The organism is Chryseobacterium sp. FG46, assembly GCF_057809135.1.
In genome coordinates this window covers 288,291-311,189 of sequence record NZ_JBMDJJ010000001.1, presented here as the reverse complement: position 1 = coordinate 311,189, position 22,899 = coordinate 288,291, and the positions used below count along the sequence as shown (strand labels likewise).

Annotated in this window: 19 protein-coding genes; 7 read left to right on the top strand and 12 right to left on the bottom strand. The window is 36.9% G+C overall.

The window, feature by feature from the left end:
* Positions 1–96: 96 nt before the first annotated feature.
* The 5 genes from ACODR7_RS01335 to ACODR7_RS01315 all read right to left on the bottom strand — a co-directional run bounded on the left by ACODR7_RS01335 (position 97) and on the right by ACODR7_RS01315 (position 6,989).
* The gene (locus tag ACODR7_RS01335) at positions 97–1,020 is read right to left on the bottom strand and encodes a T9SS type A sorting domain-containing protein (RefSeq protein WP_488836651.1); all 924 of its coding nucleotides are present in this window, start codon (positions 1,018–1,020) and stop codon (positions 97–99) included.
* Between the two features lie 77 nt (positions 1,021–1,097).
* Positions 1,098–2,390: a hypothetical protein gene (locus ACODR7_RS01330; RefSeq protein WP_488836649.1), complete on the bottom strand. Its 1,293-nt coding sequence runs from the start codon at positions 2,388–2,390 to the stop codon at positions 1,098–1,100.
* A 53-nt stretch (positions 2,391–2,443) separates the two neighbouring features.
* Positions 2,444–2,608: a hypothetical protein gene (locus ACODR7_RS01325; protein ID WP_488836647.1), complete on the bottom strand. Its 165-nt coding sequence runs from the start codon at positions 2,606–2,608 to the stop codon at positions 2,444–2,446.
* Positions 2,609–2,693: 85 nt separating this feature from the next.
* Positions 2,694–5,981, bottom strand: a complete 3,288-nt coding sequence (locus ACODR7_RS01320; RefSeq protein WP_488836646.1) for a TonB-dependent receptor — start codon at positions 5,979–5,981, stop codon at positions 2,694–2,696.
* 51 nt (positions 5,982–6,032) lie between these two features.
* Positions 6,033–6,989, bottom strand: coding sequence for a FecR family protein (locus tag ACODR7_RS01315; RefSeq protein ID WP_488836644.1), 957 nt, complete (start codon positions 6,987–6,989; stop codon positions 6,033–6,035).
* 240 nt (positions 6,990–7,229) lie between these two features.
* Here ACODR7_RS01315 and ACODR7_RS01310 point away from each other — a divergent pair, with 240 nt between their 5' ends.
* Positions 7,230–7,856 carry an RNA polymerase sigma factor gene (locus ACODR7_RS01310; RefSeq protein ID WP_488836642.1) on the top strand — a complete coding sequence of 209 codons (627 nt, stop codon included), beginning with the start codon at positions 7,230–7,232 and terminating at the stop codon, positions 7,854–7,856.
* Between the two features lie 190 nt (positions 7,857–8,046).
* Here ACODR7_RS01310 and hxpB read toward each other — a convergent pair whose 3' ends face one another.
* Together hxpB and ACODR7_RS01300 are read right to left on the bottom strand one after the other, a co-directional pair.
* A complete protein-coding gene (hxpB, locus tag ACODR7_RS01305; RefSeq protein ID WP_488836640.1) occupies positions 8,047–8,694 on the bottom strand; it encodes a hexitol phosphatase HxpB in 648 nt (215 codons plus the stop codon).
* A gap of 21 nt (positions 8,695–8,715) precedes the next feature.
* Positions 8,716–9,336, bottom strand: coding sequence for a helix-turn-helix transcriptional regulator (locus ACODR7_RS01300; RefSeq protein ID WP_488836638.1), 621 nt, complete (start codon positions 9,334–9,336; stop codon positions 8,716–8,718).
* A gap of 194 nt (positions 9,337–9,530) precedes the next feature.
* Here ACODR7_RS01300 and ACODR7_RS01295 point away from each other — a divergent pair, with 194 nt between their 5' ends.
* The 4 genes from ACODR7_RS01295 to ACODR7_RS01280 all read left to right on the top strand — a co-directional run bounded on the left by ACODR7_RS01295 (position 9,531) and on the right by ACODR7_RS01280 (position 11,750).
* A complete protein-coding gene (locus ACODR7_RS01295; RefSeq protein ID WP_488836636.1) occupies positions 9,531–10,157 on the top strand; it encodes a superoxide dismutase in 627 nt (208 codons plus the stop codon).
* A 23-nt stretch (positions 10,158–10,180) separates the two neighbouring features.
* Positions 10,181–10,681 (top strand): DUF2480 family protein, encoded by a 501-nt coding sequence (locus tag ACODR7_RS01290; RefSeq protein ID WP_488836634.1) that lies wholly within the window; start codon positions 10,181–10,183, stop codon positions 10,679–10,681.
* A gap of 3 nt (positions 10,682–10,684) precedes the next feature.
* Positions 10,685–11,242: an NADPH-dependent FMN reductase gene (locus ACODR7_RS01285; RefSeq protein WP_488836632.1), complete on the top strand. Its 558-nt coding sequence runs from the start codon at positions 10,685–10,687 to the stop codon at positions 11,240–11,242.
* A 157-nt stretch (positions 11,243–11,399) separates the two neighbouring features.
* Complete coding sequence (locus ACODR7_RS01280; protein WP_488836630.1) at positions 11,400–11,750, top strand: 4Fe-4S dicluster domain-containing protein; 351 nt, start codon at positions 11,400–11,402, stop codon at positions 11,748–11,750.
* Positions 11,751–11,841: 91 nt separating this feature from the next.
* On the opposite strand, the gene ACODR7_RS01275 is transcribed toward ACODR7_RS01280, so the two are convergent.
* Positions 11,842–12,777: a ketopantoate reductase family protein gene (locus tag ACODR7_RS01275; protein WP_488836628.1), complete on the bottom strand. Its 936-nt coding sequence runs from the start codon at positions 12,775–12,777 to the stop codon at positions 11,842–11,844.
* 64 nt (positions 12,778–12,841) lie between these two features.
* Positions 12,842–13,423: a Crp/Fnr family transcriptional regulator gene (locus tag ACODR7_RS01270; RefSeq protein WP_488836626.1), complete on the bottom strand. Its 582-nt coding sequence runs from the start codon at positions 13,421–13,423 to the stop codon at positions 12,842–12,844.
* Positions 13,424–13,573: 150 nt separating this feature from the next.
* Here ACODR7_RS01270 and ACODR7_RS01265 point away from each other — a divergent pair, with 150 nt between their 5' ends.
* A complete protein-coding gene (locus ACODR7_RS01265) occupies positions 13,574–14,329 on the top strand; it encodes a helix-turn-helix domain-containing protein (RefSeq protein ID WP_488836624.1) in 756 nt (251 codons plus the stop codon).
* A gap of 27 nt (positions 14,330–14,356) precedes the next feature.
* Complete coding sequence (locus ACODR7_RS01260) at positions 14,357–15,520, top strand: FAD-dependent oxidoreductase (RefSeq protein ID WP_488836623.1); 1,164 nt, start codon at positions 14,357–14,359, stop codon at positions 15,518–15,520.
* Between the two features lie 100 nt (positions 15,521–15,620).
* Here the strand turns inward: ACODR7_RS01260 and ACODR7_RS01255 are convergent, their stop codons facing one another.
* The 3 genes from ACODR7_RS01255 to ACODR7_RS01245 all read right to left on the bottom strand — a co-directional run bounded on the left by ACODR7_RS01255 (position 15,621) and on the right by ACODR7_RS01245 (position 22,420).
* Complete coding sequence (locus ACODR7_RS01255; RefSeq protein ID WP_488836621.1) at positions 15,621–18,656, bottom strand: reprolysin-like metallopeptidase; 3,036 nt, start codon at positions 18,654–18,656, stop codon at positions 15,621–15,623.
* Between the two features lie 674 nt (positions 18,657–19,330).
* Positions 19,331–20,755 (bottom strand): tetratricopeptide repeat protein, encoded by a 1,425-nt coding sequence (locus tag ACODR7_RS01250; RefSeq protein ID WP_488836620.1) that lies wholly within the window; start codon positions 20,753–20,755, stop codon positions 19,331–19,333.
* A 171-nt stretch (positions 20,756–20,926) separates the two neighbouring features.
* Entirely contained in the window at positions 20,927–22,420 is a 1,494-nt protein-coding gene (locus ACODR7_RS01245; RefSeq protein ID WP_488836618.1) for a tetratricopeptide repeat protein, read from the bottom strand.
* Positions 22,421–22,899: the final 479 nt, after the last annotated feature.

Below are 22,899 nucleotides of genomic sequence, written 5' to 3'. Positions count from 1 at the left end.
GTTGGATATGTTCTGAATAGTATTTTTTCAACTCCTATCCATTATTGTATTTTAAATTTCTGGTGTTTCTAAAATCAGTTTCTAAGGCCAGAAGAATTATTTTTTAATAAACTTCAGTCTTTCCGTAGTCTTTCCGTCTGTAATTTCTGCAATATAATGCCCTGCAGTAAGCCCTGCCACATGGATAACCCTGGAATACTGAGTGGTAAGTACTTTCTGCCCCGCTGCATTGTAAATATTCACTGCAGTTGTATTTTCTTTCAATGCCGGATTAAGCTGCAGCTGTAAAGATTCTTTTACCGGGTTTTCTGCTATTTGTGTTACAATTTTGTTTCTTTTTACATCCTTAGTTCCCAAAAATGAAGTAGCATAAATTCCTATTTCATCAATATTAATGTTCTGAACATTATTTCCGCTTGTTTTTCTGTTTGACCACATTCCGATATAGATCTTTTTCCCGGCAAAAGCAGAAAGATCTACAAGGGACTGTACAAACTGGGTAAGATCCGCCGGAAAAGGATTGGCTGAATCACCTACCTGTATTTTATAAATACTCTGAACGTCATTTCCATCTGCATCTACTGTCATTGCCTGGAAATCCGATAGCATAGGAACTTCTTTCTGCGGTGTGCTTACATAGATAAAAAGTTCTCTGGCAACAATGGTATGAGTAGATCTCTGTCTCCCGATATTTGCCGCCAGGGTAATAGTCCCGGTAGTGTTGGTAAGATCAATCTGAGGAGAAATAATCCAGTCATTTTCTGTAGTAAATCCGTTAGCATTTCCAGTTGGAACCGAATTGATAGAATGGCGGAGAACACCTGCAGTTCCATAGGCCAAGGTAGTTCCGTTATGATAGATATTCTGTCCCTGTACCCATCCGTTGCCATTGTTGTTCAGGTCATGAAATGTCCAGCCCTGAAGATCGGCAGGAGTATCAAAAGAATTACCCCATACCAGAGACTGTGCTGCAGCCAGTTGAGATAAAAACAGAAGTGATGATAAAATTATTTTTTTCATAATGCTGATGATTAAAATTTTTGAAGTAAAAGCAAGGAATCAGCGTGTGCTGTTCCCTGCTTTTTAAAAGTTTTTTATTATTCTACAATGGAGAAATTGTATTTTGTCCAAAGTCCCTGGAAGTTTCCACAGTTTCTTGGAGATACATTCCAACCACCTTCGTTGAAGAAAGGCTGGCTCATACCCCAAAGAGATGCAGGAGTACCAGTCGCCAGGTTAGCTGCAGGGATTCCTGCTGTACCTGTACCTGTAACAGAAGTAGTAAATCCGTGAACCTGGATTGTGCTGTATGCTGAAGCTGAAGAAAGTTCAGAACCTGTACCTTCTACTTTGATACCCACAGGGTAACCTGTAACGACAGCGTTATTTAATGTTAATCTTCCGTGTCTTCTGATGTGGATACCGTTTTCATATAAAACACCTTTAGAAGAGTTCTTAGCACCGATAATAGTAAGGTTGTTGATCACCGGATGAGTCAATAATGTTGTAGAAGAACCTTCTGAGTTGTTATCAAGCTCGATACCGTTAGAATCCGGGCTTGCTCCGCTAAGACTGTGTGTAGAGTTGTAATCTGCCAAAGCTAATGCACAAGTAATCGTTCCTGTAAATCCGTTATCGAAGTCGAAGTTATCGTCATCTGCTGCAAAAGAAACCAGGTTTGAAGCGTTTACCGTTCCTCCGAAGAATTCAAAAGAATCATCTTTTCCGAAAGAAACCTGAATATGATCTAAAGTAGTTCCGTTTCCTACTCCTCCTAACGTAAGACCGTTGATTTCGTTACCTGAATTCGGAGCTAAAAGATCATATCCTGCAAACTCGATACGTACATATTTAAATGTTCCTCCGTTATGGGAAGCATTAGTACCTCCGTAATAGAAATCAGGACCTGATAATCCTTCAATTGTTTTTGTGAATGGAGTGTTTGTAGGAGCATCACCTAATATAACAACCCCTCCGAAATCACCAGGAGCGGCTGTTGTATCTTCGTTTCCGTCTAACAATTTGTAGCTGGTGAAAATAATAGGCTGAGCTTCTGTACCTGCTGCGTTGATTTTTCCTGTTTTAGCAATAACCAAAACTCCTGTAGCTGTGTTGTTTGCGCTTGGCTTGGCTTTAATGAATGTACCCGGCTGAATTGTTAATGTAGCACCATTTTTTACGGTTACAATTCCATCTAATTCAACTACTCCGCTCCATGTAGTATTTGAAGTAATAGCACCACTTACGGTAGTTACCGGAAGAGCAGATGCTGTAAGGTACTCAGCAGAAGTAGATTTCATTTCGAACGGAGAAGATGAATCTGCCAGTTGATCATTTTGACAAGCTGTAAGAGATAATGCTGCCACTGCAATTAGAGTTAGTCTTTTCATTGTTACAATTTTTAATAAATCCGGTCGTGTTATTTTTATACCAGATCAGTTTTTTATTCAGGAATATCTTCCTCTCTATTCCTTCGATTTGTTTTTTGGTGTTCATCCCATCTCCGCAGGAGGAACTGCATTGCGGGAGTTCCCATGAAAACCGTTAATGCCTGGGAAAAGCTGTTAACGTCCGGTTTTTTCTTAACTGTACTGCTTGTGCGCATCATCAGTATTTTTCAGCTTTTGATCAGGTTACCGAAACCTGTACGTTTCTATCATTAAGATATCTTTCTATATTGTTGGTATGCTTATCTAAAAAGTATAATTCACACTAAGACTGAACATTCTTCCGCTGTAAGCTCGGAACATAATTGTGTCAATATTTTTATCATACTTATCCGTTGCTCCAGGAAGAAGATCCCAGGCTTCTCTTACTGTACCTATATTGCTTCCTCCTACCTCTTTTGCAGCCAGATAAGAATTATAGTTGTTGTAATATTCCTTTACCCTGTTGAAGATGTTTCTTACATTAAATTTTAATTCAAGATTTTTATTGCGAAGGAATTTATAGGAGACCTGTGCGTCTGCCACCGCATAAGGACGCTGTATTTCTTCTCCTTTGTAAGCATATCCTACGGTGATATACTGATCTCCTTTAGCATTGTATAAAAAGCTCAGGCCCAAACGGTCGCCATCATAGGTCAGTCCAAAGTTATAGGCATATGGAGTCTGTCCATATAGCGGACGTTTTACTTCATAGGTTTCATCATTGTCTCCTGTTTTATAAAGATCTATAAAGGATACTACCTTTGTATGATTATAGGTAAAATTTCCGCTTATAAAAAGCTTTTTCAGAAAGGTTTCGTCTGCTATAAATCCTAAATTCTTTCTTACCTCGGCTTCCACACCCAATAATTTTGCATTTTTTGAATTACCGTTATAGAGATATAGATTCCCTTCACTGGAGATATGCCCTTCACGTTCTATGGGTCTGTCTATATTTTTATAGTAAAGCCCTGCAGAAAATATTTCTCCCAATCCTGGAAACCACTCAAATTTGAAATCATAATTATTAATGACAGAAGAGGTCATTTCCGTATTGTAAATCAAACCGTTGGCCACCGGATCGAAATAAGGAAGTCCTGTTCTTTCATTAAACTGCGGACGGATGACAGATTTATTATAGGCAAGTCTCAAATTGATTTTATTCGTAGGGCTATAAGTAAAATTTGCAGAGGGCATAAATTGCCATGGCTTATCCTCAATAGCTGCTCTTTCAATATTCTTATCATCAGTTGTGTCCAGTTGCTGGGAAATAAGGTCATACTTAAAGTACTCTGCACGAAGTCCCCATACCAATCTTAAATTCTTCCAACGGTTATCAAACATAACATAAAGAGCGTGCTGTTTTACTTCTCCTTCATATTTATCGTTTTTATACAATGCTTTGGTTTCCCACCCGATACCTCCCGGTACATACTGAGATCCATTGAACCAATCCGCAAGGGTACCATACATCGTCAGGTAATTTTTTTCACTATTCGGAACATCCCGGTTCTCATCTACCCTTAAGAAGAACTTCTGCTGCTGGTTGGTGTTATTCTTTAATGTTCCTGCGTATCCTGTCTTCACCGTATTTTTAAAATTCCCTGTATCCAGATCCCATTTCACGGAAGCTCCGTAATTGTAATCCGTTTCTTTATTGGCGATATATCCTCTGTAAAAATTTGCTCCGGTGTTATAAATTTTATGATAGGCCAGAATTTCACTTCCAATAAAATCATAAAGGGTCAAATATTGGGTATAATCTTTCGTATCAGAAGTTATCCCTGTTCTTGCTGCAAACCAGCTGACTTCAGTATTGCCTATTTTATGGTTCCCTTCCAGTTTATTCTGCAAAAGGGTCTGAAAAATGGGATAGTTGGTATTATCAGTATAAGGTCTGTCCAGGTTTTTAATCTGGGAAGGATCATTATTGGGGATGATTCCGTTATAAAAATAATTGTAGGCTAATTCTGCATTGGAAGCCATGCCACTGTTAGTAGTATACTCATTCCAGCCGGTAATTCTTGTTAATGTATTATCAAAAATATGAGTGTAGGAATTACGGAATGAAATTCTGTTTTTCCCCAGCTGCAACCCAAAGTTCAACATCCCTGCCAGTGTAGAGTTATAATTGTAGGAAGCTCCGCTGTTTTTGAAGTTATAGAATGGAATCTGCCCGTTGGCATCGGGTATTCCTGTTGTATCCAGCCAGTTTCCTCTTCCTGTGTGGTCAATGTCCAGTTTATTCTGTTCATTTCTGATGACAAATGCTCCGGCAAAACCCCATTTATTATTGTTTTTAAGCGCATACGTTCTTCCTAATGCCAGCTGTATATTAGATCCCATGTCACCTCTTGTTTTATAGGTGCTGAAATTATCATGGGTAAACTGTCTGGACTGTTCAAAAAATCTTGGGTCTGTCCAGTTCATCGGTTCTAATCCTTTGGGAAAATCCCTTGTTCCGTCATCATACCCGAAATAGTCGTACTTTCCTCGCTTACGGGTCAGAAATTCTTTGAAAGCCGACTGGTCATTATACGAAGTTCCTAACGTTACGGTTGTAAAATTTTCATTGGGAATATCCTTGGTTCTTACTTCTACATAACCTCCTGCAAAACTGGCGTTCATATCAGGAGTAGCAGATTTGCTTACTACTACACTTTCTACCATTGCTGTAGGAATGATATCAAATGAAAAGTTCTGGTTATATGCTTCCGTACTTGGCAGGTTGATTCCATCCATGGCAGCAGTGTTCCAGCGTTCTCCCATAGATCGTACTACTACATATTTATTATCAATGGTGGTAATTCCTGTTACCCTTTTCAAAGTTCCTCCTACATCGCTATCCGGCGTTTTGGAAATCTGTTCCGCTGAAATACCATCACTCATCTGGGCTGCTTTTTTCTGCTGGGCAAGAAGCCCGGCCTGAGTATCTGCTTTACGCGCTGCGGTAATCACCACTTCTTTGATGTCTGTAATTTTATCAGAAGCTTTGTTTAAAGCAAATGAAACCGAGCTTGTTTCTTTATTGCTAACAGACAGCTTTTCAACCCTCAGCGTATTATATTTAGGAGCTTTTATGGTCAGATTATAAGATCCCGAAGGAAGATCTATGGTAAAATCTCCGTTATTGTCAGTCAAAACCGTCCTTTGAGCTACAATAACTTCTGCTCCGGTAATGGGATTTCCCACCTCATCCACTATTTTACCGGAAATTCGTCCGTTTCCCAATACGGAGAGGTTAGAATTTTCATATTTTATCGAGATCAGATCACCATGCAGCCGGTACACAACAGGAAGTCCGCTGGTAATATCTTTCAGGCAGTTATTGACAGAAGTATTTTCACATTTTACCCCTCTTACCTTCAGCTCTTTAATATCTACTTTGGAATAAGCCAGTCTCATCCCTGTTTTTCCGGCAAACTCTTCTAAAACTTCAATCAGCGGTCTGTTAGCAGGTACAGAAAATGTTACTTTCTGAACCAGCTCCTGAGCTTCTGCGGCTACAGTAAAAAATAAGGCTGCTATGGTAATCCCACATTTCAAACTTTTCATACTTAATAGTGTTCTCTTGATTATGATTAATTATTTTTTTTGAATAATGATTTATTTCTTAAGGATATAGGTATTTTCTTTTTTATGTACTTCCAATCCCAGGATGAAGGCCAGTGACTCAATATTCTCACCCACAGTACCACCAGTGAAATCAGCAGTGATCTTCTTATCTTCAGCTTCCTTAGGATACTGAACCTTTGTATGGTAATTGCTTTCCAGGACTGCTGCTACTTCTTTTAAAGGAACATCGTTAAAGCTCAAAGACAATATTGCAGGAGCTTTGTTTACTGAGCTTTTCACAGGTTTCAATGAAATAATTGCTGTAGTATGAGCAATTCCGAAATTGGTCCATTTCTGATTAGGCTTAAGGAAAGAAACCGGAACGCCCGGGGAAGAAACAGCCACCTTCCCTTCATAAAGATCAACCGCTTTTTTCTTGCCTGACTGTGAAATTTTAAATACTGTTCCCAATACTTTAGTACTGAAACCATCCGCACGAACGATGAAAGGATGCGTTTTAGATTTTGCCACAGAGAATATAGCATCTCCTTTTAAATCCACCACCCTTGTAGAAGCAGGAAAAGATTTTTCTACGGTCAGTTCAGCGCCAGGCAAAAGAGTAACTACAGATCCGTCTTCAAGATGAACAATACGGCTGCCGGATTCTGCAAGATAAACATCCGGCTTAATGAACATGGTGTAGGTAAAAACTCCGCCCAATGATAAAAGCAGGATAATAACCGCAGCTATTTTATAGAGATGTGTGGTAAAGCTTTTTGCAGATCGGATAGAAATAGTATCTGTCTGAGAAAAGTAATGTTCCAGTCCGGATAATACCCTTTCTCCGGATTCTTTAAGATGAACAATATCCAGATCTTTTTCTGCAAGATTTTTCCATTGCTTTAAAAGTTCATTTTCTTTTTCAGAAATTGAGTCTTCCGTAACTTCCCGTTCCCAAAGTCTGAAAACAAAGGCTTCAATATTTTTATATATTAAACGTTTTTTCATAAGGTCTTTCATGTATTCACAGATACTTCTATCTATAAGACCGTGAAAATGAAAAACTTCCCCAGGGTATCCTTAACGTTACATTCACATTACAACCAAATTGTTAATAATTTTCATCAATTTTCACATTTACTCAACATTAGCATCCCATTTAAGTCTTGTTTTTCAGAAATATTTAATCTTATCACACCCAAAGTTCACAAAAAGTTAATTTTCCTTTAGGTAATTTTGTATCACAATATGAGCCCAACAGATTATACATTATTAAAGAAAATAAAATCAGGCGACCGTCCTGCATTTATGCTGCTGTATGACCGGTATTGGGATAGTCTGTATCGCTTTGTTTTTATACGGACACGGGATAAGGAAGTTTCTGAAGAAATTCTGCAGAACTTATGGATGAAAATTCTTGAGAATACGGATGCCATACAGACCGATGATACAGAAAGTGCCAAAGGCTACCTTCTCCGCCATCTTCATTATCGGATTATTGATTTTTATAACAGCTATAAAAAAGCGCCTCCAACTCTGAGTATTGACGAGTTTGATATTCCAAATGAAATGGAAATAGCAGATTCCGAGTATTTTGAAATCCTTGAGGAAAATGAGATCAGTGCTTTATTAACCATGATTGATGAAGTAGTTTCCCAGCTTCCCTCAACGGAACAGCAGGTCTACGATATGAGAATCCGGAAAAATATGTCTGTTAATGAAACAGCAGAAGCTCTGGGCATCAGTAACAAGACGGTAAGTAATAAATTAAGCAAAGCTTTGGGAGAAATCCGCGAACAGCTGAATCCGGAGTATCAGTCCTCTAAAAAACTGGTCTCTGTTCTTTTATTGATGGAGGTTTTGACGAGGTATTGAGAATGGGTGCGGGGTTGCGTGAATGGTCAATTTGCTGCGCAGTCAATCGTCAATTTTTTAAACTTACCATCAAAATTCACAGCGAAGCGGATTTACTATTCACCTTTCACTTTTAAAGTGAATGGTCAATTTGCTATGCAGTCAATCGTCAATTTTATGATCATCATTAATTCACAGCGAAGCAGATTCACTATTCACCAAATACTGGCAGCAAAACGGTATTAAAATCCAGGATTTTAAAATCAGCAAGGGTTGAATCTATATTTTCGTTATTATTGGTGAAAATGATGGTCTGCATTCCGGCTTCTTTTGCGGCCCTTAAACCTGACTGGCTGTCTTCAATGGCAATACACTGTTCCGGGGAAACTCCAAGATTTTTTGCAGAAGTAAGATATACGGCAGGATGAGGTTTTCCCTGAGTTTCAAATTCTGATGAGTGAATGGTATCAAACAGATCATGAACCTGAAGTTTTTCAAGGACTGCATATGCCACACGCAAAGGGGCATTGGTAGCCAGCCCTATTTTGTATTCTTTACTCTTAAGGTTTTTTATAAACTTCTCTACACCAGAGATTGTACAGTTTTCGGTCTGTATCATTTCAATCACTCTTGTAACCACTTTATTTTCCAGATCAGATGAATCAAAATTTTCCCATGGGAATCTTTTATACCAGAATTCTGTAACTTCCTGAGTGGTCATATATTTGGTTTGTGCAGCAAGATCATCCGTAATCTGCACTCCATAGGATGAAAATACATCCAGTTCTGCCTGGGTCCAGAATTTTTCTGAATCTATCAGAACACCGTCCATATCGAATATTACTGCTTTTAAAATCATTTTTAAATAATAAATGATGAATTATTGGCTGATTTTATACACACAGCGCTGCCCTCCGGAAATAATATGGTCTGTTCTCTCCACTTTATACTCTTTTCCTATCAGCGATTGGAAATTAGACAGTTCTGCACGGCAGAACCCCTGGCATTCTTTTGCTGCAGCGCATATCGGGCAATGATTCTCAATCAGATAATAATCTTCACCTTCTTTTTTCCATTCTGCCATATAGCCTTCTTCACTACGCACTTTTGAAAGAGATTCAAGGCGCTGTTCCAGTGATCTGGTCTTTGAAAGTACTTTTTCATAACGCTCATGAGTATTTTTTTCCCGGTCACTGATTAATAAGTCCAATGCATTTTCACCTAAAAGATTTTTTACTGATTTCAAAATCTGAACTGTGACATCTGCGTGCGTATCCGGAAATTGAGACAGTCCTTTCTCTGTAAGCGTATAATAAGTAGAAGGACGGCCAACACCTTCGCTTTTTACCGAAGACCGGATCAATCCTTCATGAGCAAGATTCAGCAAATGCTTCCTTGCCCCTTCCTTGGTAATCGACAATTCTTCAGCAATAAGAAGCGATGTAGCCTCACCCCTCATCTTTAAAAACATCAGAATACGATCCGCAGCCGGCTTCTTCATTTGACAATATTTAGGTTGTTTTATTTTTCAACAACAAATATAGTCATTTTCTATAATCTCAAAAATTAAAGGTTAAGACGAAGATTTACAATGTTTTATTCATTCCAAATACGAAACCAATAAAACAACTAAAAAGTTGTTTTATTGAAATATATTTCTACCTTTGTATCACATTAATCAAAAAAATAAATACGATGACTCCATTTACATTACCACAGTTACCTTATGCTTATGATGCTTTGGTTCCTTTTATAGATAAAGAAACGATGACCATTCACCATCAAAAACATCACCAGGCTTATGTAGACAACCTGAATGCTGCACTGGCACAAACCAATGAGGTCAATCCGGATCTGGATTCTCTACTGCAGAGAATAAGCGAGTATAGTCCTGCTGTAAGGAATAATGGCGGAGGTCATTATAATCATTCTTTATTCTGGGAAATTCTTTCACCACAACCTAATCTGAATCCTACAGGCACACTTGATGAAGCTATCGTTTCAACTTTTGGTAGTCTTGAAAATCTTAAGGCAGAAATGAAGAAAACAGGTTTATCACAGTTCGGCTCCGGATGGGTATGGTTATTTGTAAAGTTCAATGGATCACTGGCCATAAGTTCTACTCCTAACCAGGATAATCCGATGATGGATGTTCTTTCGATGAACAGAGGTTTTCCTATTCTTGGGATAGACATTTGGGAACATGCCTATTATCTGAATTATCAGAATAAACGTGCAGATTATCTGGATGCTTTCTGGTCTGTACTTGATTGGTCGGCTGTTGAAAGAAAATATGAAGAAGCTTTGTCGAAAGTAAGATAAGTAACACTGAAAGTAAACCAACTATGACTGAGGAAAATTTTATCAATAAAGCAAAGGCTTCAGGCATTATTGCTCTTGACCTTTCAGAATACAAACCGACTACGGAAATTGTAGAACTGGATATCAAAGATCACCTTTTCATGGGAATGATTGTTAAGGAGAAAGAATTTAAAGAATCAATTGCTGCGGTGGATTTTTCTGTTTACAATGAAAAAGCAGTAGCAATCATCTGTTCTACGGATGCTGTCATTCCACCCTGGGCCTATATGCTGATCATGGAAAAATTGTCTCCATATGCTTCTTACGTTGATCTAAACAATGCAGAAACTGTTCTCCTGGATCTCTGGAAACGACGTCTCATCTATGCAGACCTGAAACAGTATAGAAATCAGAAAGTGGTTGTCCGGGCAAGTACCTATCATGATCCTTCTCTATATTTATTAGCAGCAGGATTATTGAAACCTCTGGTTAAAACACTGATGTATGGTGAGATAGGTTTACCCAAAGTAATTTTTAAACAATAAAAAATGAAAGCTATTATATTCAACGGATCGCTGGAAAGAAGAACTTTATCTACTTCCGGATTGATTTCAGACTATTTTTCAGAACGCATAAAAATGCTGGGAATTCAGACTGATATTTTTACCCTTGCTGATTCCGGCATTCCTTTATTCGATGTTACACTCACCAAAACTCCTTTGGCAGTAGAGCGTATGATACAGATGTTCACGGATGCTGATCTGCATATCTGGCTGGCTCCTCTTTACCATGGTAGCATTCCGGGAGTGATGAAAAACTGTCTGGACTGGCTTGAGGTAACCGCCAACAGGTACGAGCCTTATCTCACGGATAAAACCGTAGGACTGGTGTGCTGGGCAGACGGGCTGCAGGCCATGCAGGGAATCAACACTATGGATTCTATAGCCAAATCATTGCGTGCCTGGCCACTGCCATTCAGCGTTCCGATTGTCAGATCATCATTATTTAGTGCTGCCCCATCCACTCAAATTTCAGAACTCTATTCCGGGAAGTTTGATAAACTTATCAGCATTGCAACTTCTAAAAAAATTGTCATTATTGATTAAATCACTGCATATTAAAGATTTAAAATAAAAACAGCACACTTTATGCTGCTTATTTTCAAAGAACAGTGTTAAACTGCTGTCATTAAGTTTAGCGGGGATTTCCCAATCGTTCAACGTTGAAGAAATCCCTTTTTTAAACCCTTTAAATTCAAACCATATGGCTATAAAAATAACAGATGCCTGTATCAACTGTGGAGCCTGCGAACCGGAATGCCCCAACTCAGCCATTTACGAAGGTGCTATCGACTGGCGCTGGAAAGACAAAACCAAACTTTCAGGACATATCATATTCCCTGACGGTACGGAAGGTGATGCCGATGCATACCATCCGGCTGTCTCAGATGAAGTGTATTATATTGTATCCGGAAAATGTACGGAGTGTAAAGGTTTTCATGAAGAACCTCAATGTAAAGCGGTATGCCCTGTAGACTGCTGTGTGGATGACCCTGATCACCGGGAAACTGAAGAAGTACTATTGAAAAGACAAAAATTCATGCACAGTGCTTAATAAACTTCTATCTTTTATATTTAATTTCAATGTAGGGCGGGCTAAAGCGCGCCCTATTATATTTAGATTCTTCTTCGGTTTCAGCTAAAATTTATTTCTCTATAATTTCAGTGTAGATTTTTTGTGTAAAAGGAGTTTCTATTCCAAGTTCAGCTCCATATTTTAAAACGGCTCCTGCAAATAATTCCAGCTCATTATCCTTTTTTCCGGAATGAATATCAAGCTGTAAGGAAGTTGGAGTCTCAAAAGGAAATGCAGACGCTTTTTCAAAAGTTTTATCAACGATATCTTCCTGAAAATAGATTCCTTTTTCATCTGCAATCTGTTTGATTTCTTTCATAATTTCAGTCGCTTCTTGTTTCTGTTGTTCATCTTTACATACAGTTCCAATAGATGAATTATATTTTGCTGTTACCAATCCGAAACTGGCAATGAAAATAAATTTCGTCCAGATATCTGATAATGAATTATCTTTAAAATCAAATTCAATTTTACTTTCACTCAATAGCTCGGTAATCCATTCTAAAGATACAGCAAAATGTTCAGGATCTCTTCCCACAATGATTTTCCCTGCATTACCTATATGTTCTACAGTTCCTTTTTCCTTAATATGGGATGCCACATATACACACGTTGGAAGAACGGTATGATCCGGAATAATGTTACGGATTCTGTCATAGATATCCGCTCCGTTCATCATCGGAAGCAGTACAGTATTTTTATTAATAACCGGCAGTAACTGCTTACAGACACTTTCAAGATCATATTCTTTTACACAAATCAAAACCAGATCAGGATTTTTGATCTCACTGATGTACTGCACTATATCATTGGGATGAGTCTGTGAATTGGAATGCTCCGGAGACAGCAATGTCAATCCGTTTTCTTTTACTTTATCATACGTTTCTCCGCGGGCAACAAAAGAAATGGTATATTTTCCTATGTTTTCATTGGCCTGATTGATTTTAAAACCAAAATAACCGCCTACACCACCCAATCCTACTAAAACAATATGTTTTTTGTTCATGAAATTATTTTTAAACAAAGATCAGGGATGAGATGTAAAATATCACTTGACAAATGAAAAGAAATTACAATTTATGAATATCCCTTCTGATCCGGCTCAGGGAACTGTCTTTTATTCCCAGATAGGAAGCAATCACCTTCAAAGGGACATGTTGAAAAATATCAGGATCTTTCTTCATCAGGTTAAAATATCTTGTGGAAGCCTTCTGACTCGCCATTTCGATCAGTCTGTCATGAATATTATAATAATTAAGAACAAAAAGAAGCCTGCTGAACTCCCTGAATTCAGGAATATTATGGAAATTATGCTGCACATTTTCCAATCCTGTTTCCCAGAAAACGCATTCAGTTACCGTCTGATATATTTCTTTGGCAGGCTGTTGTCTGAAAAAGGACAGAAAATCATTAACAAAGCAGGGAGCTGTGTAAATATTGGTGGTAATTTCTTCATTATCCTCATTCAATATATAAGACCTTACATAGCCTTTTTCCAGAAAGTATGTTTTGGTACTGATCGCATCTTGATCCAGCAAAACGGTATTAGCTTTTAATTCAAAATGGATAAACTTTTCTGTGATCTTTTCAACTATCTCTTCTTTGATGCTGAACAGGGAATGAAAGTAAGTGTTAAGTGATGATTTGTCCATGAGAATAAGAACTATTATACTTTAATTTTAAAATCTCTCAAAACAAAAATAGTATTTAAAATCTTAGCATTTGCTTTAATCTTGTACAATAAGGAATATCTTGTCAGTCTATTCCAAATTTTGTAATTTTCTGCAAGCATAATTATGATTATGAACAACGATTTCTATTATAACTTCATCGAACCTAATAAGGAGATCGCGGATTTCGTTGAAAATCTGGGTACTTTTCAAAACCTTTCAGATGAAGCTAAAGAAGTTGTGATTATTCCTGACGGAAGAATTGATTTATTTTTTTCACAGTCGGCTTCAGAGCCTTTTCATATTACTCTTCTCGGGTTGGAAACTTATCCGGAGCAAAGATATATCGCTCCTCATATGACTGCTTTTGTTATCAGTTTTAAACCTATTGCTGCTGAATATATTTTAAACACTTCTATTGCTGATCTACTAAATACAGGAAAAGAACTTTCTTCTGAGTTCTGGGATTTTAAAGCTGATGATTTACAAAACTTTGGTCTTTGCTGCCTAAAAGCAACCCAAAAAATTAAAGATCTGCTTCCCCAAAAGGCAGATGAAAGAAAACGCAGGCTTTTTAAACTGGTGTATGCTTCAAAAGGGGAAATGAGCGTACAGGAACTTTCTGAAAAAACAGGCTGGAGCAGCAGACAGATCAACCGTTATTTTACCAAACAGCTTGGCTTATCATTAAAAGCCTACTCTACTATTTTACGTTTCAGGGCATCTCTGGAACACATCGCACAGGGAAGACTCTTTCCGGAACTCAATTACACTGATCAAAACCATTTCATCAAAGAAGTGAAAAAATTTTCAGGAGTCGCTCCTAAAGAGTTATCTAAAAACAAAAATGACCGATTTGTACTATTATCCGTATTGAAAGGAAAATAAATTTGCATTGTAAAATTTAAATTGACAATGCTGATAGACAATAAATCAATAGCAATCGTTGGTGGCGGTCCCGCAGGGCTTACACTGGCAAGACTTTTACAATTGAAAGGTGCAGAGGTAAAAGTATATGAAAGAGATTTTAATAAAAATGCGCGTGTACAGGGTTCTCCACTCGACATGCATGAAGATTCAGGTTTGGCAGCCATCCGTAAAGCAGAACTTCTGGAGGAGTTTAAACAGGCTTTCCGTCCCGGCGCAGACAGAACACTGATTATGAATGAAAAGGCAGAAATATTTTTTGATGATCATGAGACGAAACCTGAAGAAGATTTCGGACATGAACATTTCCGCCCTGAAATAGACCGTGGCCCATTAAGAAATATGCTGCTGGAATCTCTAGAGCCTGAAACCGTTGTCTGGGACAGTCATTTTCTCTCTATGGAGCGCCATAATAAAGGTTGGATATTATATTTTAAAAATGGAACTTCTGCATATGCAGACCTTGTGATTGCCGGAGACGGAGCCAATTCTAAAATACGGTCTTATCTTACCCATATTAAACCTGTTTATTCCGGAATTATCATGCTGGAAGGAAATGTTTCAAAAGAAAATGCTCCTCAGATTGATGCTTTGATCAAAGGGGGAAAAATAATGGCATTCGGGAATACCAAAAATATTTTACTGGGACAGAAAGGTAATGGAGATCTGGGATTTTATGCAAGCTTTAAAGCCGATGAAAACTGGCCTGCGGACAGCGGTCTTGATTTTTCTGATAATGCACAAATGCTAAAATGGTTCAAAACAGAATACTCTGAATGGGCTACTATCTGGGAAGAATTGTTTGAAAATGCTGTAACTCCTTTTATTCCACGTCTGATTTACTATATGCCGTTTGATCAAACATGGGAAGCTCAGCCCAACCTCACACTAATTGGGGATGCTGCCCACGTAATGCCTCCATTTGCAGGAGAAGGTGCCAATATGGCGATGCTGGATGCCCTTGAACTAAGTGAGTATTTAACAGATGATCATTACAATACTTTACAGGAAGCTATTTCCGCCTACGAACACCGTATGAGAAAGAGAGCTGCCGCTGCCACACAGGAATCTCTTGAAAATGGAGAAAGGATGCATTCGGAAAAATCATTAACCACAATGCTTAAATTTTTTAACAGTCACCTGAATTCATAAGTAAGAACAAAAGGCTGCCCCTTGATGAGACAGCCTTTTTCAGTTCAATAAATCTTTTTTCTCCCCGCTTTTTAGATCCTGATGCGGAGATTCATTTGTATTATTTCTTGATCAATTTAGTATTATAAGTGTTCTTCTCATCTTTTATAGTGATCACATACATTCCTTTTATCAGAGAAGCAACGTTGATCTTTCCTTCAATTTTACCTTCCTGAACTAATCTTCCGTCTGCACTGTAGATTTTGTAATCTGCTTTACCTTTAAGGTTTTTCACTTCTACAAATGTATCCGCAGGGTTAGGATAAATAGATACTTCGGATGATTTTGTATTCGCTATATCTCTCACAGCAAGGTTAGCATTTTCCGAAATTCTAACAGAAAAATCTCTGAAAGATCCTACAGAAAGGATTCCTCCACCATTTACAGGTACCGTAGGGCTTCCACAAGGTCCGCTGGCTGCATTAAAGAAAGTACTTGCGACTCTCATTCTCAGCAATTTTTCACCAGAGTATGCCGTATCAGGTACTGTAAATGTTACATTTCCATCACGAAGGTAAGCCTGTGCTGCAGCAACATAGGCAGGAAGTGCTCCGTTAGTTGCTACTTTTTCAGAGCTTTCAAATACTCCGTTCCTGTTGTAATCTATCCAGATTTCAAGCCAGTCATTATAATTTCCTCCAGCAAGGTTTCTAAAGCTTGCAGTATACTGAGTTCCTTTTGTTAAATTAACAACTTTGGTTGCATCTTCACTAAAGTCAAGATATGTTTTGTAAACATCCAATCCGGTAAATACATAAGCCAGGTTAGATAATGTCAATCTAACAAGACCGCTATTAAAACTTCCACCGTTTCCTCCTGTGGTCATTAAACAATAATCCGTACCAGTTCTCAACCCTTTTGTTTTAAAAGTATAATTAGTTGAGAATGTACCAGGAACATTATTCACAACAGCAGCTACCTGTACTTCATAATTGGTTTCATCTTCGAGGTTTGACAGCAATACAGAGTTTACAGCGCTTGTTGTATTCGACCAGCTTGCAGCCCCTGTTTTTCTGTAATTGACAGAGTAAGTAGCTCCCGGTACTTTATTCCATGATATTCTTGCTGTTGTTTTTAAAACTTCTGTGTCTATTACAGAGACTCCTGTTGGAGCTGCCGTAGTAGAAGTAGGAGCTGCCCCTACTGTTACAGCCGTAGATACAGCATAGAAAATATTTCCTACTGCTGATATTCTTAATTTAACAGCACCAGTTACATTAGCAGGCATTTGTACAGCATAGCTTCCCGTATTAGGTGTAGAGGCTACCAGATCTGTCCATGTAGTCCCATTATTGGTTGTATAATCTATTTTTACAGCAGCTACATTATAAGGAGCGTTATTGGTGTTTGCAACATCCCATGTGATGGTGTTGGATGCATCATTATATAAAACAGATGTTGTTGTAAGTCCGCTGAACTTGAAAGGTCCGTCATTACCTACTGTTACAACTGTCTCAGCAGTGGAAGTCATTGGTCTTAATGCATTCTGATCTCTTACGGTTACTGCATAGTTCAATGTTCTTGGGATATAGGAAACGGTTTCCCATACTTGTTTGTCTGTCAGTACACCATTCATTACGGTTTCCAGTTTAGGGAAATATCTTCTGCCGTTAGCTGTTCCCGGTAAAGATCTTGCGATAGCTCCTTCTGCATTATATCCCCATCCGCTATCCCCGGAAATGGTATTTCTGTCTCCTACACTGTTGTATTGTTCCCATGTATAGGTAAAAGGGTCACTTTCTGCATCTGCTGCTACAGCATCAAGATAATAGGCAGTTCCTTTAGGAATAGAATAATTAGCCAGTGGGGTAATCACCGGTGCAGTATTGTTGATGATATCAACAGCAACACCACATCCTACTTTAGCTTCAAGGTTATTTAATACCTGAGAAATAGATTTATAATGGAAATATCCATCCATATTGGCCTGAATATTATCCTGAGTAATTCCTGGATATCCCATGATCGTTGTTCCCCCCCAAGGCTCTACATTGGCACCTGAAGCTTCAGTTCTCATAGAGAAGGTATGGTTGGCTCCCAGCTGGTGTCCCATTTCATGAGCTGCCATTAAATCAAATACTTCTCCTACAGGGTCAGGGCTCATTGAAAAAGCGGCACCTTTTCCTAAAGAAGTATTAGTGGCAGGATTTGTACAAACAATTCCTATTCCTCCGGCATTTCCATTTCTGCTTTGTCCTGCATTGCAATGAAATACGTGTCCAATATCATAATTGGCATTTCCAACATCAGCTGTCAGCTTTTGCTGCAGCTGTAAATTTAATGACGGATCACCTGCCGCCGCCTGAGGTATATAAAAATCGTTAGCAGGATCTGTATAAATAATTCCAGGAAGATCCAACACATTAAAATGAGCTCCAAAATCTCTCTCAAAAACCCCATTGATCCTTGTCATTGTGTTATTGATAGCAGCGACAGCTCCTGCAACTGTACCCCCGTGAAATTGTGTATATTCACCGGTAACAGCCATAGCCATTCTGAAAGTTCTGTATTTGGTATTAGTAGGTCTGTTGGTAATGCCTACATTAGAAAGCATTTTTTTCCCGTTTTCCACCAATTTACCAATCTCTTTAAGATCATGCTCCGTATCACATTCAAACCCATGCATGTCTCCTTTCTCCTTTGTTTTATAAAAAACACCATAAGTTTGTTTATCAGCACTTATTGGCTCTATAAACTGGAATATACCGTCTTTAATGATCATAGACTGCATATCTGTAGGGGATGTACTGAATCTTAAATACTTAGAAGCATCATCCACACCAATCCCGACATATGAGCCTAGCTGATATCTGTCTACAAGAGATTGATCCATTACAGGATTGCTATAGACCGCAAATTTTTCAATCTTTCCTTCTGCTGTTGGTAAAGAAATAATAACAGGACGTGCATTTTTTCCAGTCTCTTCAGCATTTTTCAGCATTTCTCTCAGAGATTTCAAATCCACTCTGTAAGAATGCTGCACCTCTACTCCATCTCTTATCTGTGAATTTTTCTGAGAGACAGACTCCCATCTCTGAGCATTGAAAACCGTAAAACAAGACGCTAATGCGCAAACAAATAAAATTCTTTTTTTCATAGATTTATTTAAAGTTATTTTGAGAAGCTCATTGAAAATATTATCTAAAAACTGTTTCAACTTTTATTTTTTAGAGATATTAATGACAAATAAATCATTATCATAAATTCAACAAAATGAAACATATTATAAAACATTCACAATAAAACTCCCTGCAAAACTTATATATTTTCAATAAAAAACAAAAAAAGAAGATACTACACACATACACTTTTATTGTAAATATCTAAATATCAATAATTTACATTTCGCCTCTTTTGTATTCATTAATCAGCAACATTTTAAATGATAAAATACATTGGATATTCTGATCAAAATATACCCGGAAAAACAAATTGAAAATCAGAAAGAAAGTGATACTTATATGTTACTTAAGTATATGCAAAAAAGATAAATTATAAATATAGGGACTTACAAAATAAAGCAATTTAGAATCGTCGTGTCTTTTTTTTCATCAATAAACCTCCAAAACACCCAATAACAACAACTAACTATATATCAATAACTTAAAATCACAAACAAATGGTGTAGTACCCGTGTAGTAGAGTGTTTTTTTCTGTTTCCGTTAAAAATTTTCATATTTGAGCACTGAGACCGCTAAAAAAGCCGAGTGGTGAAAAGAGAATATTTTCGAGTACTGTCTGACCTGATACATCAGACAGTTTTTTTTTGAATTATTTTAAGGTATCAAAAAAATGATAAATATCTGTTTCTCCGGGAATATTCAATTTTTTTCTGATCCTGTATTTTTTCTGCTGAATACTCCTGTGCTGAACCATAGTATAGTTTGCTATTTCTTTAGAAGTAAAATGGAGTTTAAGCATCGCACAAAAAATCAGTTCAGAATTTTCAAGACTTGGATTAATCGTTAAAAGCCGGGTTATAAAATCAGGATAGGTTTCTTTAAAACGATCCAAAAATTCGGGATCATTCTTTTTGCCGAGTTCTATGATTTCTTCCTGCTTGTTGTCATTCATTCTTATTTTCAGATTTTCGGCTTCTATAGCAAGAACTTTTTTCCTTTTTTTCAAGCCAAGAATAATTCTCCAGGCATATAATCCCAGCAGGCAAAGACCCATAAATGACAGGGAAACAATCCAGTATATTTTATTTTTATGATGATCGGCATCCTGCTGAGTTACTGTAATAAAAGATTCCATATCCTGATTGATGGTAGCCAGTAAGGATGTATTTGTTCTATAAAAAGCATCTGTATACGCTTTCAAATAAAAATAGGCCTTCTCTTTATCTCCGGTACGTTCATATAAAACTCTGAGGTCATTATAGATATACTTGGCATAATACGCATAAATACGTTTTGTTTTTTCATTGATTTTCAAAGCTTTATTAAGAGCTATTTCTGCCTTATCATACTGTTTATAATTAAGAAAATATTCTCCCATAATGGTATTGGCATAGAGGGCTATTCCATCTTCTTTACCACTGATATTCGCTTTGTTGTAAGCCATTGTTATGTACTTATATGCAGAATCTTTGTTTTTATGCATATAGACATAATCGCTTATCGCACAATCTGCAAGGCCGGTATTATTTAATTTTTTTGCTTTATGGAAATAGTTGAGTGCTTTTTCATATTCTTTTTTTTGGCTGAAATAAATACCCTGCCTCAGATAAATACTGAAAAGGATTTCGTTTTTAAGTTCTGAATTGTTGCTTTTCTTTATATAATTCATTGCTTCATTATTATATTGAAAAGCTTTATCAAGCCTTCGAAGATCAGCATTAAAGCGGCCATAAACGTTATAAAACCTTGCTTTGTGCAGATTGTCTTCCGAATTATCCAGAATCTTTTTTGCGTTATCAAAAAGAATCTGCGACTTCTGAAAATTTTCCAGTGATATATTGAGTTCTGCCAGATTAATATAACACAGTGCCTTTCCATCTTCATAATTCATTTTATCGGCCTGTTTATAATATCTTTTATTAAGATTAATCAACGAGTCATACTCTCCGCCAAGTCTGAACTTTTCATTCTGTTTCAGTAAAGCAGTATCAAATTTCTCTTCTGCCTCTTTCTGTGAGTGAGAATGGCACGAAACTAAAATAAAAAGTAAAACAGAAAGAAAAATACGTATCATATGTTTCTGTAATTAAGCTAAATTCCTATATAAATCTATGGTTACACAATGACCTTCTTACTATGACAATTTTGTATCATAAAAAAATTCTCACTGGTTATTTCTGATAAGATCAACAATAAAATCTCTTCATAAAACAAGATCCTGCTGTTTTTATTGTGATCTGTTTAATTATTCTGCCAGGTTTTCAAAAAAGTCATAAATATCTGTTTCTCCTGGAATATTCAGCCTTTTTCTGATCCTGTATTTCTTCTGTTGCACAGATTTGTGTTGTACAAAAGTATAATCTGCAATCTCTTTGGATGAAAAACGTAATTTCAGCATTGCACAGAAAGCCAGCTCTGAATTCTCAAGATCCGGGTTGATCTCCAGAAGCGACTTAATAAATTCAGGGTAGAATTCTTTGAATTTCAACAAGAAAGAAGAATCGTTCTTTTTAGCAAGCTCAATCACTTCATTCCGCTGCTTTGTCCGGACATGGTTTTTCAAAGTATCGGTTTGCTCTTTTAAAGTATTTTTCTTTTTTTGTAATCTATTTATTATCTTCCGGACATATACTCCTGAAACCGTAAGTACAGTGATAGACAATGCAATAAATAACGGAAGATCATTTTTATGCCAGTCCGATTCCTGTTTCATTTCCGAAATAAAATCTTCGGTAGCTTTATTCATAACGGCAAATCGTTCTGCATCAAACCTTCCTTCTTCTTCCATATATTTCTTCAGATAAAAATAGGCCTTGCCTCCGTCATTTTTTTTCTTGTATAATTCCGCAAGTGCTTTGTAAACTTCTTTTATATGTGAAGAATAGGTTCGTCTTGTTTTAATATTGATTTCCAGCGCTTTTTTAAGTGCTATTTCAGCTTGTTGACTATTGTTAATTTCATTATAGTAATATCCCATTGTATAATATACCCAAAGAGATTCCACATCTGTTGTTTTCTGGTTGATCATTTTTTCATCTGCCCTGGCAATATATATTCCGGCAGAATCAGGTTTATGGGTAAATAAATAGTATTGGGCTACCATACAATTGGTATATGCCGAATTTTCCAGCACATTTGCTTTTGTAAAGCATTTTAAAGAAGTTCCGAACCATCCTTTCCATGCATAGTAAATTCCTTTGTTGACATACAGTCTTGGCAGAAGTTTTTGGGTGAGTTTCGTTTTTTTTGCCTGTTTTAAATAGTAAAACGCTTTTTTATTGCATTCTATAGCCTTATCATTTATTTCAAGATGAGAATAATACAGACTGTAATCATCATAGAATACTGCTTTATGATAAGCATTTTCAGAATTGATCAGATCTTTTTCTGCTTTATTGAAAAAAACACGGGCTTTTTCATAATTTCCGGCAGAAACATTTACCCCTGCCATATTCAGATAGCAGAGTCCTTTTCCCTCTTTATACTTTATTTTTGCTGCTTTCTTCAGATATTCCTTATTAAGCTTAACAACAGCCTCATATTCACCGGAAAGCTGAAGCTCAGAACTTTGAGTCAGCAGAGATAGATCAAAATTTTCCTGGTCCGTATGATGAGATTCATTATGACATGAAAACATAACCAGAAGCAGAAGCATGCAGGTTGTAAAGGCTGTTATATTTTTTATAGCCTTTGAGTGTATCGTTTTATTTTTAATAATGATTAAATTAATTTTTCCCATCAGCACCACTTTTCCCTATGTATCTACATATCTACCTATTCACTTATTCAAAAATAAGTTGATAATTTTCTACCGCTATTTAAATATTATTCCCCGATTAGTGTTATAAATATACATAAATTATCATGTTCATTGTGAAATAAACAGATTATTTCGCAAAAATGTAACATTCAAATAAATAATGTAATATTTCCCCCTTTACACAAAGACTTATAAATTTGACAGACTGCTTTTATAGGCTTTCTGATCAAAAAATATATGTTGTGTTTACAATAAGACTATCTGAAATGAAATTTGTTACAAATAGATTAAATCGATTTAAAATTTTAATGAATTATTTAAACTTCCGTCAAGGCAGGCAAAATTCTCCACACATTTGTATATGGATGTAAATGAAAAACTTATCTGTATGCATATTAAGAACATTGGTCAGGAATTGCCTGAAGCTGTTATTCCAGAAGCAGGCAGACAATTTAATG